This is a genomic window from Aliivibrio sp. 1S175, assembly GCF_001690985.1.
Classification (GTDB): domain Bacteria; phylum Pseudomonadota; class Gammaproteobacteria; order Enterobacterales; family Vibrionaceae; genus Aliivibrio.
In genome coordinates this window covers 40,444-57,493 of record NZ_MAJS01000011.1, presented here as the reverse complement: position 1 = coordinate 57,493, position 17,050 = coordinate 40,444, and the positions used below count along the sequence as shown (strand labels likewise).

Below are 17,050 nucleotides of genomic sequence, written 5' to 3'. Positions count from 1 at the left end.
GTTTGAATGAAAAAAATAATTTATGCGTTAATTTTACTGGCAAGCTGGCCTTCTTTTGCTCGTCAATTTGACGTCGAAGTCATCATTTTTAAACGCAATGTAGAGCCATCTTCTTATCAAGAATCTTGGCCTGACATTCTTGCGCCTATCAATTTAGATCGTGCTTTCTCATATCGCGATAAAAAGATGATGAACAGTAATGGTGCATCACTACTTCCTTCTGGCTACTACAAGTTAAATGAAGCTTATACTAAACTGCAAAATCACGCTGGATTTAAGCCGTTAGTACATGTTGCTTGGCGCCAAGGTGATTCAGGCTCATCTCGTTCTCCTATTTTCCATATTCAAGCAGGACAAGATTTCTCTGATCGTTTTGTTGCTGATGGTCGAACGATTGAAGATGCAAACGCTGATTTATCACTGGTTCCTTTAGACGCACCAAAACCTGCGCTTATTGAAGGCTCAGAAACTCTTGAGGCAGATACAACAGTAGCAACACCATCTTCTGGCCCTCTTCTTGAGTTAGATGGAACAATGCAAGTTTACGTTCAACATTACCTATACGTAAATACGATTTTAGATCTTAAAGTTCCTGGTCAACACGAATTTATCGTCAGCACACCAAAAGAAGAAAAAGACGTTATTACAGAAACAACCTCTACTTCTTCTGACGAAGTAACAACCACGGAAACCGCAGAACTGTCTACTGAATCGACAGCAATTGAAGATCCAAATGCGGATGTTCAGTTAGGCCATTTAGAAGACGTAACTCCGGAAACTGAAATTAAAGAGTTTTTAAAATCTTACCGCATGGAAGAAAGACGTAAAATGCGCAGTGGTGAAACTCACTATATTGATCACCCACTAATGGGCATGATCATCCAAGTGCGTAAAGTATAACATCGTAATTTCTTTACATAGTTTTACTAAATAGGACAACAATTGTTGTCCTATTTTATTTCTACTTTTTTAAAATCATGCTATTTTCACTCGAAATAATAACCTATGAGAATTCACATGAAATCCATTATCAAACCATTGTTACTTGTTCTTTCTTCAGCTCTTTTTTTAACAGCATGTGGCGATACTAACGAACCAAAAGAAGGCGTTCAATATGAAGTGCTTTCTACCACATTACCTACAGATTCAATTGCACCAGTAACTGAAGTTTTTGCCCTATCTTGTGGCCACTGCCGTAACATGGAAAACTTTTTACCTGTGATCAGCCAAGAAGCAGGCACTGATATCAGTAAAATGCACATAACGTTTAACCAATCCGCTCATGTTGCTGCTATGTTCTACTACGCAGCAGAAATGCAGGTAGAAGGCACTCCTGACCACGCGTTTATGGAAGACTTATTTGCAGCAACACAAATGGGTGACGGAACCACACTGACTCAACAGCAAGAAGCATACTCCACAGCATTTACCTCTCGAGGCCTAACAAGTCCTTACGAATTTAATGAAGAGCAGCGTGATATTCTGATCAAAAAAGTAGATAATGCAAAAATGCTTTCTGAGCAATCAGGTATCAGTTCTGTTCCAACTTTTGTAGTTAACGGCAAATACAACGTGTTAATTGGTGGTCATGACGATCCTAAGAAAATCGCTGAAACTATCCGTTACCTACTAGAAAAGTAATTAACTAATATCAATAGAGATAAGTCATTATTACTTATCTCAGTTGGTGTCTATATAAGGAAATATTGTGTCTAAAATCATCATCACTATTGCATTTATCGTTCTTGGTTATATGTTGTTTCAACACTTTGTAAACAACCCAAAAGCTGCAAAAGAAAACATTGAACTTGGAAATGCATTTTTAGCTGAAAATGCAACTAAAGAAGGCGTTCAGACAACGGCATCAGGTCTTCAATACTTAGTACTTGAAGAAGGTACGGGCACTGAGCACCCTACAGCAAAAAGCAAAGTAAAAGTGCATTACCACGGTACAACAATTGACGGTAATGTATTTGATAGCTCAGTAGAGCGTGGTGAGCCAATTGAATTTGGCTTAGGACAAGTAATCAAAGGTTGGACGGAAGGTGTTCAATTGATGGTTGTTGGCCAAAAGATGCGTTTCTTTATTCCAAGTAACTTAGCTTATGGTAATCGCTCTGCAGGCTCTATCCAGCCGGGTTCAGTTTTGATTTTTGAAGTTGAATTATTAGATTTTAAATAATTATTTCTAAATTGAAAATTATAGAATGGCTAATCCTTTGATTAGCCATTTTTTCATCTTAACTGTCTAGAATTTTTTACGCATAACTATCGTAAAATCTTCATCTGAATAATCTTTAATTAACTGGCTGTTTGGGCAGAAGCTTAAACAGTAATTAAGCACTTGTTCTGGATCATGAGCTTCTAATAATCGGCCATTCTTAACGTATTTACTATCTAGCAAGTTAAAAATGGCAGCCTCTTCCGCTTTTTCATACATATCGCGGATAACTTTAGCATGATAGGTTTTGTTTCTCGCACGGTAATTTAACGATCCACTCGCCACTACGATATCGGCATTAGGTAATTTTCCAGAAGAAAAATCCCCTTTAATAAATTCACAATTACCTTGCTGCTCAAACTGTTTCTTGGCTTGTTTAATAAAACTTGATTGTTGATCAATCCCAACATAAGACTTCACACGACAACTCATGTCCAAGAAGGTTTTAAGATCACCATAGCCGCAACCTAAATCAAGTACGCGCTTATTCTCAAAACTCAATGCATTCGCTATCGTTTTAAAACGTAAAAACTGAGACTCAGTCGAATTCCAGCCTAAACTTCTCGCGTGATCACCTGAGAATTGTTTTTGTCTTTCATCATGAAAAAGGCGAATCGTCAGCCTATCTAATAAATGCACGTCGTTACCTGCTCTGTCTTTATTTTCAGAGAGTGTACTCCTACCCGCTCTGCTTTTCACCCGCTTAACGTTACCTACACCGTATAAATATTATTAAATTATTTTAGATAGATGCCCCCCCCTCTTTGACGCGTAGTATCTTCTCAAAACTGGACATTTAATGGTCAATAATTGCTCTTTTGATCACAACTCCATTACACTCTACCTTGTCTTAACCAATAAAAAAGATTATCTATTTGTATATACATATTAACTTATCCGTTAATTTACATAGGCAGATGCTCATGGATAGAATTTTTACGAATCTTAACCTAGTCACAATGAAGACAGATCTGTTTAACCAAAACGCTGGCTATCAAGTTATCCAAGATGCAATGGTAGGCGTAACAAATGGAAAAATTGAATACGTTGGCCACTCTTGCCCCGAGATATTTCACGGTCATCCTGATGTTATTGATTGTGGTAATGCTTTAGTCACACCTGGGTTCATTGATTGTCATACGATTGATATGTCCGTTTGGCACGGCAGAGTTGATTCCGAAGATGGTGAGTTCGGTTTACGTTGGCATCAAAAAATAACGCCTTTAACTCACTCATCTATCCATGGGATCACCCTTATTGGCTTTGCGTGTGACGAAGGCGTTTCTCGTAACAAAGGTCGTGTTGGTGGGCATCGTAGTCAAATGGACGCCGCATTAGGCTATCGTCATTTATTAGCACAACATAGTGAGATTGGTTTATCACATCAATGCTGTGAACGAGTACAAGATCCCTATTCACTGCGTTGTCAGCCTCAAGTGATGGGCGCGTGTTTACAACAGATCAGAAACTCTGCCGATACATTAGAGATAGAATCAAACTCTGTATCGGATAATCCTTTAGTCTTTGCAGAAGATGGCGACATTATCTCTGGCGGTAACTTTCATGCAGAGCCTGTCGCAATGGCTGCGGATAATCTAGCGTTAGCCATTGCAGAAATTGGCAGTTTGTCTGAACGTCGAATGGCACTCCTCATTGACAGTGGGTTAAGTAAATTACCGCCATTTTTAGTGGATAACGGCGGAGTAAACTCAGGTTTCATGATCGCGCAAGTCACCGCAGCGGCATTAGCCAGTGAAAACAAAAGCCTTGCTCACCCTGCTTCTGTTGATAGTTTACCAACGTCTGCAAACCAAGAAGATCACGTATCAATGGCAACCTTTGCAGCCCGTCGTTTAGGGGATATGGCCGAAAATACACGCGGGATATTAGCCGTCGAACTGCTCGCTTCGGCTCAAGGGTTAGATTTCAGAGCTCCAAACAAAAGCTCAGAAAAAATAGAACAAGCAAAAGCTATGCTGCGTGAACGTGTCGATTTTTATGACAAAGACCGTTATTTCGCACCAGACATTGCCAAAGCAAACGCCCTATTGCTAGAGGCTACATACAATCAACTAATGCCTGAATCATTATTGCCAAGTATTTGATTTTATAAATAACAGATAAACTTAGCCCTTATTTAAACCGAAGTCGATTCGCTAATAAGGGCTTTTTTCTACTATCTTCTTTCTGAATTTGTGTCTTGCTCTATAATCAGTACAATGACCAATCAATACTTACTGAGCACCTCATAATCATGCCAACCCCTTCTCTTTCAAAACAGCTTTTTCAAATGACATGGCCAATGATGTTTGGTGTACTTTCTTTAATGAGCTTTCAATTAGTCGACAGTGCCTTCATTGGACAACTAGGTATTTTACCCCTTGCAGCTCAAGGTTTTACCATGCCATTACAAATGGTAATTATTGGCCTGCAAGTTGGGTTAGGCATAGCAACGACAGCCGTTATTGCCCGAGTTCTTGGCGCCCAACAACCTCAAAAAGCAAAACAATTAGGCGGATTAGTCATAATTCTGGGTGCCGTAATGGTATTCACTATGTGCTTGGTTATTTGGTTTTCTCGTGGGCCTATTCTCTCGTTGCTGGGAGCACAAGCCGATGTTTTCCCCGTTATTGATAGCTACTGGCCGGTTTGGTTAGCAAGCTGTTGGACTGGTGCTATGATTTACTTTGCTTACAGTGTGTGTAGAGCAAACGGAGACACCAAGTTACCCGGTTTAATGATGGTAATCACCAGTATATTAAACATGATTTTAGACCCTATTTTTATTTTTCATTTTGATCTCGGGTTAAACGGCGCAGCGTGGGCAACGATCCTTTCTTTCAGTATTGGCTTTTGTATTATTCTTCCTTCTATTTTCAAACGTCATTGGATTTCTTTTTCTTGGCATGATCTGCCAATCGCTCAATCGATTAAAGAATTGAATGCTGTTATGTCACCCGCGATGATGAGCCAATTATTGCCACCACTCTCTTCAATGATGGCGACTAAAATCATTGCAGGATTTGGCGCAGCGGCGGTTGCTGGTTGGGCAATGGCTTCTCGTATCGAATTTTTTGCTATTGTTGTTGTACTTGCGTTAACCATGTCGATTCCACCAATGGTCGGAAAGATGCTAGGCGCTAAACAGTTCGATGATATTCAAAAGCTGATCCGTATTGCCGCTAAGTTTGTATTAACGTGGCAGATCGGCCTTGCTATCTTGTTATTCATTGTAGCCAAACCCTTAGCAAACCTATTAAGCACTGACAGTAATGTAATCAGCGTTATTCAGGCCTATCTTATGTGGGTTCCGATCAGCCTCAGTTCTTTGGGTATCTGTATGTTGATGGTGTCTGTTTGTAATGCGCTTGGGGTTTCAATGCGAGCGTTAACCATTTCTATACTGCGACTTTTTGCCTGTTTCTTACCGATGATATGGCTAGGTTCAACCTTGTTTGGGTTACATGGTGTATTCATGGGTGCATTAGTGGGTAATACGATGGCAGGGATAATGGCGTGGATAATGTACAATAAAGCCGTTCATAACCTTCAAAAAAAACATAACCGCTAAGGACATAGAATGACCACCATTACGATACCAAAAAATAAACGAGATGAATTAATTCACAAATTTCAAGGCTATTTTGAACAAGAACTCGATATGGAATTAGGTCAGTTTGATGGTGAGTTTTTGTTAGATTTTATTATCAAACAAACTGGCCCTGTGTTTTATAATCAAGGCTTAGCGGATGCTCAAACAATTATCGAGCGTAAAACACAAGATATCGCTGATGAAATCTATGAGATTGAAATGATTGAGAATTAATATCACTGATGCACATCCAAATTCAGAACAAATTTTTAACTGATAAATCAACTTTAAAAGACAAAAAACCACAATCCGTTACAATTCTTATCGACAAAACTGTGATAAAAGTCTAAAATTTGAGAAAATATAACATAAACTCCATATTGTTTACGTCAATCTCAAATTTAAGAGGCTTCAATGCAATTTTCTTTAAAAAATACGTCTATACGTATTCAAATCCTATTACCTGTCATTCTTACTGCTTTGGCCTTATTTATCTCTCTCGGTTTTACCGCTTCGACTTTAGAAAAAGAACAAAATACCATAGCAAGTAATACCCATTCTTTTGTTTTTTACAAAGACCAATTAGCTAAAGTAGATGATATTATTTATCCATTACGTATCAATGCTGTTTATGCTATTTATGATGTAAATCGTCGAGATAACTTTACCAACGAATTAAGAAACAAAACCAATATTATTGATGGCTTGCTTAATGACATCGCGGCAAGAAAAACATTTGCTAGTGAAGTAAAACAAGTTAGCTCAAACATTAATGAATATGTTCAATTTTCACATAAGATTGTTGATTTCTTAAACAAGAAAGAAAGCGGCGTTACTGTTACAGATAATTATGAAACGTTGATCTCTCAATATCGAAATATTGGTAACAGCATGGTTGAATCTATCAACCACCTTTCTCAACAAGTAAATAAGTTTTCTGACACTGCCATGAAAGAAAGCTATGAGAAAAACACTCAAATTAAATTGAATGCTGGTTTCGCTATTTTAGCCGTATTTGTCATTTCAATGATTGGTGCATGGTGGTTGTCTGGCCTTATCGTTACTCCTGTTAAACAAATCCAATTAATCATACGTCGTTTAGCTGCGGGAGATTTAACTGTCCGTGCTGATGTAAATGGTGATAATGAAATTGCTGAATTAGGTAAAGATATCAATACGACAGCGATTCAACTACAAACAACGGTTGAAGCTCTTTTTCGCATTAGTGAAGATGTCGCAGCTGCATCAACAGAATTAGCAGCAGTTATGACAGAAGCTGAAACAAATTCACAAAAAGAACTCAGTGAAATAGAACAAGTTGCCTCTGCGGTAAATGAACTATCAAGCACAGCAGATAATGTAAGTGATAATGCATTATCTGCTGATAAAACAGCTCGAGATACAAGTGAACTAGCTCAAACTGGTCTTGATATTTTTACTCAAAGTAATCAAGCAAGTGAAGACATGGCGAATGCATTAACCGATGCCGCTATCGTTGTTAATCGCTTAAAAGAACAATCAGAGCAAATTAATAACGTCGTTGAAGTGATCCGTGGTGTCTCGGATCAAACTAACTTATTAGCATTGAATGCCGCAATTGAAGCGGCTCGAGCTGGTGAATCTGGCCGAGGTTTTGCCGTCGTTGCTGACGAGGTTCGCTTACTTGCTGCTCGAACTCAAGATTCAACAAAAGAAATACAAACCATTATTGAATCATTGCAAGAACAGTCAGGTCTCGCTAATGATAGTATGCAAGCAAGCCTTGATAAACTTGAATTAAATAAAGAGTTAACAACAAAAGCAAGTGACGCGTTAGTTAGTATTACGGAATCAATTACTGCGATTAATGATATGAACACTCAAGTTGCCACAGCTGCTGAAGAGCAATCTCAAGTAACTCAAGACATTAACCGTAATGTAGTAAACATGTCTGAACTGGTAAACCAAAACGTGACAGGCATTAGTCAAAGTGCAAGTGCAAGTAACGAGCTATCTCGTTTAGCTGAACAACAAAAAGAGCAATTAGCGTTCTTTAAACTATAAAGTTACTTAATAACGCGGTAAGGTAATCTCCTTGCCGCATTATCCCCACCTTCTTTATCCTAAATTAAACCTAAACACTCGCCAGAAGCATAACTAAGATCAATATTTAGAATCGCAGATACAAAGCGCTCATTATAAAGTCACCTAAATGCATTGAATATCAATCACAAATACACATTTACTTACATTAAAGATCGACATAAGTGTGACAAGAGTCTATATTTCGAGAAAATATAATTTCATGGATGAACTTTCTTTACTTTTGTTTATTTGTCGAGGCGACAATGCAATTTTCATTAAAAAACACATCTATACGAATTCAAGTTCTACTTCCTGTATTCTTTACAGCACTAGCTCTATTAATTTCTCTTTGGTATACCTCTTATAGCTTAGATAAAGAACAAAATATCCTGCATGACAACACGACTTCATTTATTTTCTATAAAGACCAGCTAGCGAAGATAGATGATCATATGTATCCAATGAGAATCAATGCTGTGTACGCAATTTATGATCATTCTCATCGAGTTAGTTTTTTAAAAAGTCTGGATAAGAATGAAAAAATACTTAATCAACTTCTTTTAGAAATATCTGAGCACAAAACCTTCGGCTCTGATGCTAATGTAGTTAAAAAATCGGTTCATGATTATTTAGAGTTTTCAAAAAAAATACTTGCCTATCAAGAGCAGAAAGAACAAGGGTTAACCGTAGACAATAATTACAGTTCATTAATTGCACAATACAGTAAGCTGGGCAATATTATGGCGGGATCAATTAATAACTTATCACAAAAAATAAATGATATTTCTACGGCTGAGTTAACAAATAGTTCTGAACGAAATACTCAAGTACAACACAATGCAATCATTACCATTCTGCTTGTTTTTATTGTCTCTTTACTTACATCTTGGTGGTTATCAGGCTTAATCGTCCACCCTATTCAAAAACTACAATTAGTTATCCGTAAGCTTGCAGAAGGTAACTTAGCAGTACGAGCAGAGTCTGATGGTGATAATGAAATTGCGCAACTGAGTAAAGACATCAATACAACGGCTCGTCAGCTTCAAGTAACTATTGAAGAGTTAAGTAATATTAATGAAAGCGTAGCTTCAGCGTCTACTGAACTTGCCGCTGTAATGAGTGAAGCGGAATCAAACTCGCAAAAAGAATTAAGCGAAATAGAACAAGTTGCTTCAGCAGTCAATGAACTATCAAGCACTGCTGATAACGTAAGTGATAATGCGCTTGCCGCTGATAAAACAGCTCGTGAAACCAATGAATTAGCGCATGCAGGTTTAGATATCTTTGCTCAAAGTACTGAAGCAAGCGAAAAAATGGCTTCAGCATTGACCGATGCTGCTGTTGTTGTTAATCGCCTTAAAGAGCAATCAGAACAAATCAATAATGTCGTTGAAGTGATTCGTGGGGTTTCAGACCAAACTAACTTGCTTGCACTCAATGCGGCTATCGAAGCTGCTCGTGCGGGTGAATCTGGTCGTGGTTTTGCCGTCGTTGCTGATGAAGTACGCTTACTTGCTGCTCGTACTCAATCATCAACTCAAGAAATTCAAACGATCATTGAAGCGCTTCAAGAGCAATCAGGTTTAGCTAACGACAGCATGCAATCAAGCCTTGATATGTTAGAGCTAAATAAAGAGCTAACAGCAAAAGCAGGTGATGCTCTTGTTGGTATTACCGAATCTATCAATGCGATTAATGATATGAACACTCAAGTTGCAACTGCGGCTGAAGAGCAATCTCAAGTAACTCAAGATATTAACCGCAATGTCGTTAATATGTCTGAGCTTGTGAATCAAAACGTCACGGGCATTAGCCAAAGTGCAAGTGCAAGCTCTGAGTTATCAAGATTAGCAGAAGAACAAAAACAACAATTGTCATTCTTCAAATTATAATTTGATGGCACAATAAAAAAAGCGGTAAGGCCACCCACCTTACCGCTTTGTTATCTTAAAAACAGTCGTTTATAACGTTATTTTCTTTACCATCCCTGCTTCTGCATGCCCTGGAATATTACACGCAAACTCTACGTGATTATCACCATGAAAATGCCACGTAATTTGCTTCGCCTTACCCGGTTGAACTGTGACTGTACTACCACTGTCATGCGCATGACCTGATGTCATTTTCTTCATCATTTCACGGTGTTCTAATTGCTCGGTTTCATTACCAATTGAGAACTCATGATCGATTTTACCTGTATTCATAATCACAAATTGAACGATATCATTAGGTTCAATATCGACTTCTTTTTTAAAGGTAATTTTCATATCATCAGATAAAATGACATGAACGACTTTATTTGCTTTAATGCCAGTTGCTGGCATCCCTACCGCATTCATATCGTCCATAGACATGCCTTCCATCTTGCTCATATCCATGTCTTTCATATTCATTTTGGAATGATCCATCTTACTCATGTCCATTCCTTTCATATCCATTGAGCCGTGATCCATTTTACTGTGATCCATTTCTGCCATTGCAGAACTCGCTACCAATGATAATGCTATTGCTAATACTGTTTTTTTCATTTTCATTTCCTTTTTTGTTTAATTATTTATTATGTGACTTATTCCATTACAGGTATAAGTCACTAATATTCTTATTTATTTAACGTATTTATATGTAAATTTCATTCTGAAAAATCTTTACACAAACGCTGTTTCCATAATTTGAATACCGCAGGAATAACGACTAAGGTCAATAATAATGCCGACGCCATCCCACCAATCATTGGGGCTGCAATACGCTGCATTACTTCTGATCCCGTACCGGAGCCATACATAATTGGAATTAAACCGATGATCACTGTCAGTACCGTCATCATGACAGGACGAACACGTAATCCTGCGCCCTCACCAATGGCTAGCGTTAAATCTTGTTGTGTTACCGAGTGACTGTTTTCTTTTGCTGTCGCTTGTTTTTCATCCCATGCTTGGTTCAAATACACCAACATGATCACACCAATCTCAACCGCAACACCGGATAAAGCAATAAACCCTACACCAACGGCAATCGAAAAATTAAAGTTTAAGATGTGCATTAGCCACAGACCGCCAACCATAGCTAACGGCAATGTCCCCATGATAATTAACACTTCACCAACTCGTTTGAAACTTAAATACAAAAGAAGCATAATAATCGCGATGGTTACAGGAATAACCGTCGTTAATTTCTCTTTTGCTCGTTCCATGTATTCGTATTGGCCAGACCAACCAAGGGAATAGCCTGCGGGTAAATCCAATTGGTCATGCACTGCTCGTTGAGCGTCATGCACATATGAGCCTAGATCTCGACCGTCAATATCGACAAACACCCAACCATTAGGTCGTGCGTTTTCTGTTTTTATCATCGGAGGACCATCTTCATAACGAATATCCGCGACATCAGCTAAGGCAATTCGAGCACCGTTCGCCGTTATCAATGGCAAGTTCTGCAACTTAACAACAGAATCACGATACGATTGTGGATAACGAACATTAATTGGGTAACGCTCCAACCCTTCAATGGTTTCTCCTACATTCATTCCACCCACAGCGGTTGATATAACTTGTTGAATGTCTTTAATATTCAATCCATATCGAGCGGCTTGGCGACGTTTTATATCTATATTTATATAACGCCCACCAGCGACTCGTTCTGCATAAACAGACGTTGTACCTTGAATGTTATTTAAAATAGGTTCTAACTCTGCGCCGATCTTTTCTATTACGTTAAGATCTGGCCCTGCTATCTTTATCCCTATTGGTGTTTTAATTCCTGTTGCTAGCATATCGATACGCGTTTTGATTGGCATCACCCACGCATTCGTTATTCCAGGGAATTGAATCAATTGGTCTAGCTCTTTTTTAATTGATTCAGTAGTTACACCGTCACGCCATTCATCTTTAGGCTTGAACTGAATAACCGTCTCTATCATTGTTAATGGTGCCGGATCGGTCGCGGTTTCTGCTCTACCCACTTTTCCCCACACGGTATCGATTTCTGGAACGGTTTTAATTAATTTATTAGTTTGCTGTAATAGTTCACGCGCTTTACCAATAGAGATGCCTGGATACGTTGTTGGCATGTACATTAAATCGCCCTCATCCAATGGCGGGATAAACTCACTGCCCATTTTAGAGATTGGATAATATGATGATCCCATTAAGATAACGGCAACCAGAAGTATCGTTTTTGGAAAGCGTAAACTCAAATTCAGTAATGGTTGGTAAAGTGCCACTAGCGTTTTGTTTATTGGATTTTTGTTCTCAGGCAATATTTTACCTCGAACAAAATAGCCCATTAATACAGGTACTAAGGTAATTGCTAGGCCAGCAGAAGCCGCCATTGCAAAGGTTTTTGTGAAGGCTAATGGAGAGAACATCTTCCCTTCTTGGCCTTCTAATGCAAATACAGGAACAAAGCTTAAGGTAATGATAAGCAATGAGAAAAAGAGCGGAGGTCCAACTTCTTCTGCCGCTTTCCCTATTACCTGCCAACGATTTTCGTCCGTTAATGGTGTTTTTTCTATGTGTTTATGAACGTTTTCTATCATTACGATAGCACCATCAACCATTGCACCAATGGCAATTGCGATACCACCTAATGACATGATGTTGGCATTAATGCCTTGCCAATGCATAACAATGAAAGCACAAAGGATCCCAACAGGCAGACTTAATGCGATAACCAACGAAGAACGAATATGAAATAAGAATAAAGCACAAACAATGGCAACGACGATAAACTCTTCAGCCAATTTCTCCCATAAATTTGTTACTGCATGGTCAATAAGTTTAGAGCGATCATAAGTCGCTTTAATTTCTACCCCTTCCGGTAAGCCTTTTTGTAATTGAGCCAATTTCTCTTTTACATTTGAAATGACGTTACTGGCATTTTCACCAAAGCGCATGACAATCACACCACCAACGGCTTCGCCTTCTCCATTAAATTCAGAGATACCACGGCGCATTTGTGGTCCAAGATTAATATCAGCGATATCACCAAGCAATAAAGGCGTTCCCTTATCGGTTACTTTTAGCGGCAATGATTTTATGTCTTCAATACTGCTTAAGTAACCCGATGTACGAACCATGTGTTCAGCTTCCGCGACTTCGATAACCGAAGCGCCCGCCTCTTGATTCCCCTCTTTAATGGCTTTATTAATTTGTTGTAGCGTTAGGTTATAAGCTCGTAGTTTATCAGGATCAATTTCCACCTGATATTGCTTCACCATCCCGCCGACGGTCGCAACTTCTGATACGCCATCGACCGTTTGCAGTTCGTATTTTAAGAACCAATCTTGCAAGCTGCGTAATTCGGCTAAATCGTGTTTACCGGTTTTATCTTGTAATACATAACTGTATACCCAGCCCACCCCTGTCGCATCGGGCCCTAATGTGGGCTTTGCCTCTGCGGGTAATCTAGGCGCAACTTGGCTTAAATACTCTAACACCCTCGAACGCGCCCAGTACATGTCAGTATCATCATTAAAAATGATATAAACATAGGAATCACCAAAGAATGAAAAACCACGAACCGTTTCCGCTCCCGGAACCGCAAGCATGGCGGTAGTTAACGGGTAAGTCACCTGATCTTCCACCACTTGAGGGGCTTGACCTGGGTAGCTGGTTTTAATGATCACTTGAACATCTGAAAGATCCGGCAAAGCATCGACTGGTGTATTCTTTACACTGTAAATTCCTGCAACAACTAGAGCAAAAGTTGCAACGAGAACTAAAAATCGATTTTTAATCGACCAACGAATAATGGCGGGGATCATAATAACGCCCCTTCTTTTTCAATCTCAAGCAATTGATATTCATCATTTACTTTTTGAACTAAAAACTGAACCGCTTCGCCTTCACGAAAAGAAGCCAAATCAATCTTTTTATCAACCGAAAAATTCATTTCACCCGCTTTCCAAGCCCATTGTGATACGGCTTTATGATCAAAGGTAACCATTCCAAAATCAGCCATTAACGTAGTAATATTGCCCGAAATCCAAACACTGTTTTCAGGGCCATTAATTCGACTTAATTCTGCCGTCTTGCTTGATTCAGAGTCCAATAAGAATTGAGCTGACGTGACTACTTTATCGTTTTCTTTCAATCCCTTAACTATTTCTACTTTATTGCCTGCTTCACGACCGGCGATAACTCGGGCTGAGCGATACTTCCCATTTCCTTCATCCAATACCACCCGCGTCATGCCATTTGAACGGATGACCGCTTGACGAGGTATCGTTAATACTTCTTCTTTTGTTTTAGGGTGAATGGTTATATTTGCGAACATATTTGGTTTCAATGCACCGTCTTGGTTATCGAATTTTAAACGCATGCGCATGGTTCGTGTTTTTGGATCCAAAATCGGATAAACGTAATCCACTTCACCTTCCCATCGTTTCCCGGGGACCGCATCTAACGTCATCACCGCTTTATTACCAGAAGATAACCAATGAGCCTGACGTTCAAAAACTTCAGCATCTACCCATACATTTTCTAAAGGTCCTGCACTAATAACGATTTGAGAGGGTGATAAATAACCACCTTCTCGAATATTTAAACTCGCAATGACACCGCTTGAGATCGCTTTTATCTCTATGTTTTTATTTGCTTTACCGTTTCTAACAATAGAATTAACTTGAGCTTTATCCACACCCAATGACTGCAACCGTTCTCTTGCGCCTTTGACCAGTCCTTTTCGACCTGTTCGATACGCGTTTAGTAGTTCTTCTTGTGCTTTCACCAATTCAGGAGAGTAAAGAGTAAATAACACATCGCCCTTATTTACTTTTTCACCTATGGCATTGATATTTAGCTTTTCAACCCAGCCTGCTACACGTACGTTTACTTGCCACAACTTACTTTCATCAAACGCGATATAACCCACGGTATCTATATTTGGAGACAGGATCGTTTTCTCAACAAAAGCACTTTTTACACCTAAATTGTTCACCACGCTTGGATCTATTGTTACGGTACCCGCTGGTGACTTCTCACCTTGTGCATCGTCGGCATAAACAGGCACTAAATCCATACCCATTGGTGATTTACCCGGCTGATCTCTACGATAATTGGCATCCATAGGGGCAACCCAATACAAAGGCTCACTGCTTGATGATGCACTATTTTCTTGAGCCGTCATCGCCATTGCGCTCATTGTATGCCCCGAGTATAAATTCATGCTCGCTGCACCAACGACACCGCCAATAACAAGTGAAAGTAATGCTATTTTAACTGGTTTCATATTCTCTTCCTTAATGCTCAGACGGGGTTATTTGTGGTGCAGATACGGCATAATCAAAGCCATTTAAATAAAAAGCTAAATTACTGTATGTTTTACTTAAATCACTGAATAAACGCTGTTTCTCTAACTCAATACTCAGCTCATCATTGGCTGCGGAAATCACGTCATTAAATTGTGCCGTATTATTTTCATAACCTCGTTCTACCGCTTTGGTTCTTTCTTTTGCTTGAGGCAATAACGTATTGTTGTAACGAGAAAGACGTTGTTCAAAATTCACTTTATCCACCAACAATGAATTCACTTTGGCGTTCAATTGTCGTAATAGCACATCACGTTGTGACTTCGCAGAACCCACTTGATATTGTGCAGCCGCATAATTTTGATCTTGACGTTTATCGGTAAACAGAGGGATGTCCATAGTTAAATAAGCGCTGACTAAATCAGAGGCGGGTTGTCCCCCCATTCCATTCGCTTGACGGTAACCGTACATGACCTCGACACCAAATTGTGGTGAGTAAGATTCGTTGGCAATATCTACTTTTGTTTTTGTTGCCGTGATCGTGAGTTCACTCATTTTTACGGTTGGGTTTGAATTTAATAAGTCATAAAATTCAGTTTGTTGAGGTGATTTACTCGCTAATAGTCGCTCTAAGGTAGACCACTCTAGTGGTGTTATTTCTTTTGATTTTTGATCCGCTAAGTTAGGTAACCACTCGCTAAGCTGCGCATAAATTCGTCCTTGTAATTGACGATTTGTTTGCAACTTCTCATCGAGTCGAGTTAGCTGAAGCTGTGCTTGAAGAAGATCCTGACTTTCGCTTTTACCAATGGCGTAATTGGTATTAATGTATCTTTCCATTTCAGACAATAGCTGACGGTTTTCATGCAAAATCGCCTCTGCTTTTTGTAAGAAGCCTAGCTCTATCCACAGTTGGGTGATTGTATTTGCGACATCGAGTTCACGAACTTGAATTTTCATCGCCAGCACATCCGCTTGCTGCCCAGTTTGCTTTTGTTGCAAATCTAAACTGGAGCCTCGCCCAAACTTCTGCATGAGTCCGACAGAAATATTGGTCATTGGATCGTCATCAAACTTAAAACTGTCTACTGGTAGCCCACCAAATCCGACTTTAAGAGTAGGATCAGCAAGCGTTGAACTTGCAATACCAGTGGATCGTAGTGCTTGTGATTGCGCGTATATTTGCTCTCGACTTGCATCTGAAGACAACGCTTGCTCGATAAGCTGCGTCAATTGACTTTCTGCCAAGGCTTGACCTGAGAGTACTAGCGAGATCATTGAAGCTAACCACACCTTTTTAGAGCGTGTACGTAATGTATTTTTCATGGAATCATTCCAATAATGACGTGATAATAAAGATGGATCACTGCCATGATTAAACCGATAAATAAGCGTTAAATATCTTATTTAGAGAGTTGATTTAATTGGAATTATGCTATTGGAGGACGGTAAAGCGAAGAAGAGGTAAATGAACGTATTTGCTCGTTATATTGAGCATATACAATTACGGATGCCGTTGCATTAGTATAAGCGGTAAGTCCGATAGGTAACGCGTAAACAGAGACAACACAAATGGTTTTACAACAGCTATCGCCTTGTTCAGAGCAAGGGTAGCCGCTATCCATCGACATTGATGACGTATCACATTGTATATAATTGTTTGGGTCATTGTCTGATGTATTGCTTTGCGTTGAATGGTGCTCAGGCATGCAGTCATACATAGCATCAGAATATTGAGCTGTATTCATCTGCATATTCATCGTCATTCCTTCCATTTTCATTGGATAGCTGTAAGCAACACTAGATAGCACTAATGCCATCAGTGTAACGCTTGTTACTAACCATTTAGAAAAAGAAGTAAACACAAATAACATCCAACAATAATGAATTAGTCAGATAATAAGGCTTCCACTAGGGGGAAGGTCAA

Annotated in this window: 13 protein-coding genes and 1 pseudogene; 8 read left to right on the top strand and 6 right to left on the bottom strand. The window is 39.2% G+C overall.

Annotated features, from left to right (window positions below):
• The first annotated feature begins 6 nt into the window (after nucleotides 1-6).
• The 3 genes from A6E06_RS05510 (at nucleotide 7) to A6E06_RS05500 (ending at nucleotide 2,182) form a co-directional block, all read left to right on the top strand.
• A complete protein-coding gene (locus A6E06_RS05510) occupies nucleotides 7-900 on the top strand; it encodes a peptidoglycan binding protein CsiV (protein WP_065593180.1) in 894 nt (297 codons plus the stop codon).
• A 117-nt stretch (nucleotides 901-1,017) separates the two neighbouring features.
• Nucleotides 1,018-1,641 (top strand): thiol:disulfide interchange protein DsbA/DsbL, encoded by a 624-nt coding sequence (locus A6E06_RS05505; RefSeq protein ID WP_065593181.1) that lies wholly within the window; start codon nucleotides 1,018-1,020, stop codon nucleotides 1,639-1,641.
• A 67-nt stretch (nucleotides 1,642-1,708) separates the two neighbouring features.
• The gene (locus A6E06_RS05500) at nucleotides 1,709-2,182 is read left to right on the top strand and encodes an FKBP-type peptidyl-prolyl cis-trans isomerase (protein WP_065593182.1); all 474 of its coding nucleotides are present in this window, start codon (nucleotides 1,709-1,711) and stop codon (nucleotides 2,180-2,182) included.
• A gap of 66 nt (nucleotides 2,183-2,248) precedes the next feature.
• On the opposite strand, the gene A6E06_RS05495 is transcribed toward A6E06_RS05500, so the two are convergent.
• Nucleotides 2,249-2,920, bottom strand: coding sequence for a class I SAM-dependent methyltransferase (locus A6E06_RS05495; RefSeq protein WP_083190282.1), 672 nt, complete (start codon nucleotides 2,918-2,920; stop codon nucleotides 2,249-2,251).
• 599 nt (nucleotides 2,921-3,519) lie between these two features.
• Between A6E06_RS05495 and A6E06_RS05490 the strand changes: the two are divergent.
• From A6E06_RS05490 to A6E06_RS05470, 5 genes and pseudogenes are all read left to right on the top strand, one after another.
• Nucleotides 3,520-4,326 (top strand): annotated as a pseudogene (locus A6E06_RS05490) (aromatic amino acid lyase); the annotation flags it as partial.
• Nucleotides 4,327-4,475: 149 nt separating this feature from the next.
• A complete protein-coding gene (locus tag A6E06_RS05485) occupies nucleotides 4,476-5,792 on the top strand; it encodes an MATE family efflux transporter (protein ID WP_065593184.1) in 1,317 nt (438 codons plus the stop codon).
• 9 nt (nucleotides 5,793-5,801) lie between these two features.
• Nucleotides 5,802-6,047: a DUF2164 domain-containing protein gene (locus A6E06_RS05480; protein ID WP_065593185.1), complete on the top strand. Its 246-nt coding sequence runs from the start codon at nucleotides 5,802-5,804 to the stop codon at nucleotides 6,045-6,047.
• Between the two features lie 180 nt (nucleotides 6,048-6,227).
• The gene (locus A6E06_RS05475; protein ID WP_065593186.1) at nucleotides 6,228-7,856 is read left to right on the top strand and encodes a methyl-accepting chemotaxis protein; all 1,629 of its coding nucleotides are present in this window, start codon (nucleotides 6,228-6,230) and stop codon (nucleotides 7,854-7,856) included.
• A 284-nt stretch (nucleotides 7,857-8,140) separates the two neighbouring features.
• Entirely contained in the window at nucleotides 8,141-9,769 is a 1,629-nt protein-coding gene (locus A6E06_RS05470; RefSeq protein ID WP_065593187.1) for a methyl-accepting chemotaxis protein, read from the top strand.
• Nucleotides 9,770-9,838: 69 nt separating this feature from the next.
• Here the strand turns inward: A6E06_RS05470 and A6E06_RS05465 are convergent, their stop codons facing one another.
• From A6E06_RS05465 to A6E06_RS05445, 5 genes are all read right to left on the bottom strand, one after another.
• A complete protein-coding gene (locus A6E06_RS05465; protein ID WP_065593188.1) occupies nucleotides 9,839-10,405 on the bottom strand; it encodes a cupredoxin family protein in 567 nt (188 codons plus the stop codon).
• Nucleotides 10,406-10,506: 101 nt separating this feature from the next.
• Complete coding sequence (locus tag A6E06_RS05460; protein ID WP_065593189.1) at nucleotides 10,507-13,638, bottom strand: efflux RND transporter permease subunit; 3,132 nt, start codon at nucleotides 13,636-13,638, stop codon at nucleotides 10,507-10,509.
• The gene (locus A6E06_RS05455) at nucleotides 13,635-15,104 is read right to left on the bottom strand and encodes an efflux RND transporter periplasmic adaptor subunit (RefSeq protein ID WP_065593190.1); all 1,470 of its coding nucleotides are present in this window, start codon (nucleotides 15,102-15,104) and stop codon (nucleotides 13,635-13,637) included. Before A6E06_RS05455 ends, A6E06_RS05460 begins: the two co-directional genes overlap by 4 nt.
• 10 nt (nucleotides 15,105-15,114) lie before the next feature.
• Nucleotides 15,115-16,449 carry a TolC family protein gene (locus A6E06_RS05450; protein WP_065593191.1) on the bottom strand — a complete coding sequence of 445 codons (1,335 nt, stop codon included), beginning with the start codon at nucleotides 16,447-16,449 and terminating at the stop codon, nucleotides 15,115-15,117.
• Nucleotides 16,450-16,553: 104 nt separating this feature from the next.
• Entirely contained in the window at nucleotides 16,554-16,997 is a 444-nt protein-coding gene (locus A6E06_RS05445; RefSeq protein ID WP_255312056.1) for a hypothetical protein, read from the bottom strand.
• Between the last annotated feature and the right edge of the window lie 53 nt (nucleotides 16,998-17,050).

Excerpts from the sequence above, each read along its gene's own strand:
- A6E06_RS05510 (WP_065593180.1), top strand. The coding sequence starts at position 7 with ATGAAAAAAATAATTTATGCGTTAATTTTACTGGCAAGCTGGCCTTCT.
- A6E06_RS05505 (WP_065593181.1), top strand. The coding sequence starts at position 1,018 with ATGAAATCCATTATCAAACCATTGTTACTTGTTCTTTCTTCAGCTCTT.
- A6E06_RS05485 (WP_065593184.1), top strand. The coding sequence starts at position 4,476 with ATGCCAACCCCTTCTCTTTCAAAACAGCTTTTTCAAATGACATGGCCA.
- A6E06_RS05480 (WP_065593185.1), top strand. The coding sequence starts at position 5,802 with ATGACCACCATTACGATACCAAAAAATAAACGAGATGAATTAATTCAC.
- A6E06_RS05475 (WP_065593186.1), top strand. The coding sequence starts at position 6,228 with ATGCAATTTTCTTTAAAAAATACGTCTATACGTATTCAAATCCTATTA.
- A6E06_RS05470 (WP_065593187.1), top strand. The coding sequence starts at position 8,141 with ATGCAATTTTCATTAAAAAACACATCTATACGAATTCAAGTTCTACTT.
- A6E06_RS05465 (WP_065593188.1), bottom strand. The coding sequence starts at position 10,405 with ATGAAAAAAACAGTATTAGCAATAGCATTATCATTGGTAGCGAGTTCT.
- A6E06_RS05460 (WP_065593189.1), bottom strand. The coding sequence starts at position 13,638 with ATGATCCCCGCCATTATTCGTTGGTCGATTAAAAATCGATTTTTAGTT.
- A6E06_RS05455 (WP_065593190.1), bottom strand. The coding sequence starts at position 15,104 with ATGAAACCAGTTAAAATAGCATTACTTTCACTTGTTATTGGCGGTGTC.
- A6E06_RS05450 (WP_065593191.1), bottom strand. The coding sequence starts at position 16,449 with ATGAAAAATACATTACGTACACGCTCTAAAAAGGTGTGGTTAGCTTCA.
- A6E06_RS05445 (WP_255312056.1), bottom strand. The coding sequence starts at position 16,997 with ATGTTATTTGTGTTTACTTCTTTTTCTAAATGGTTAGTAACAAGCGTT.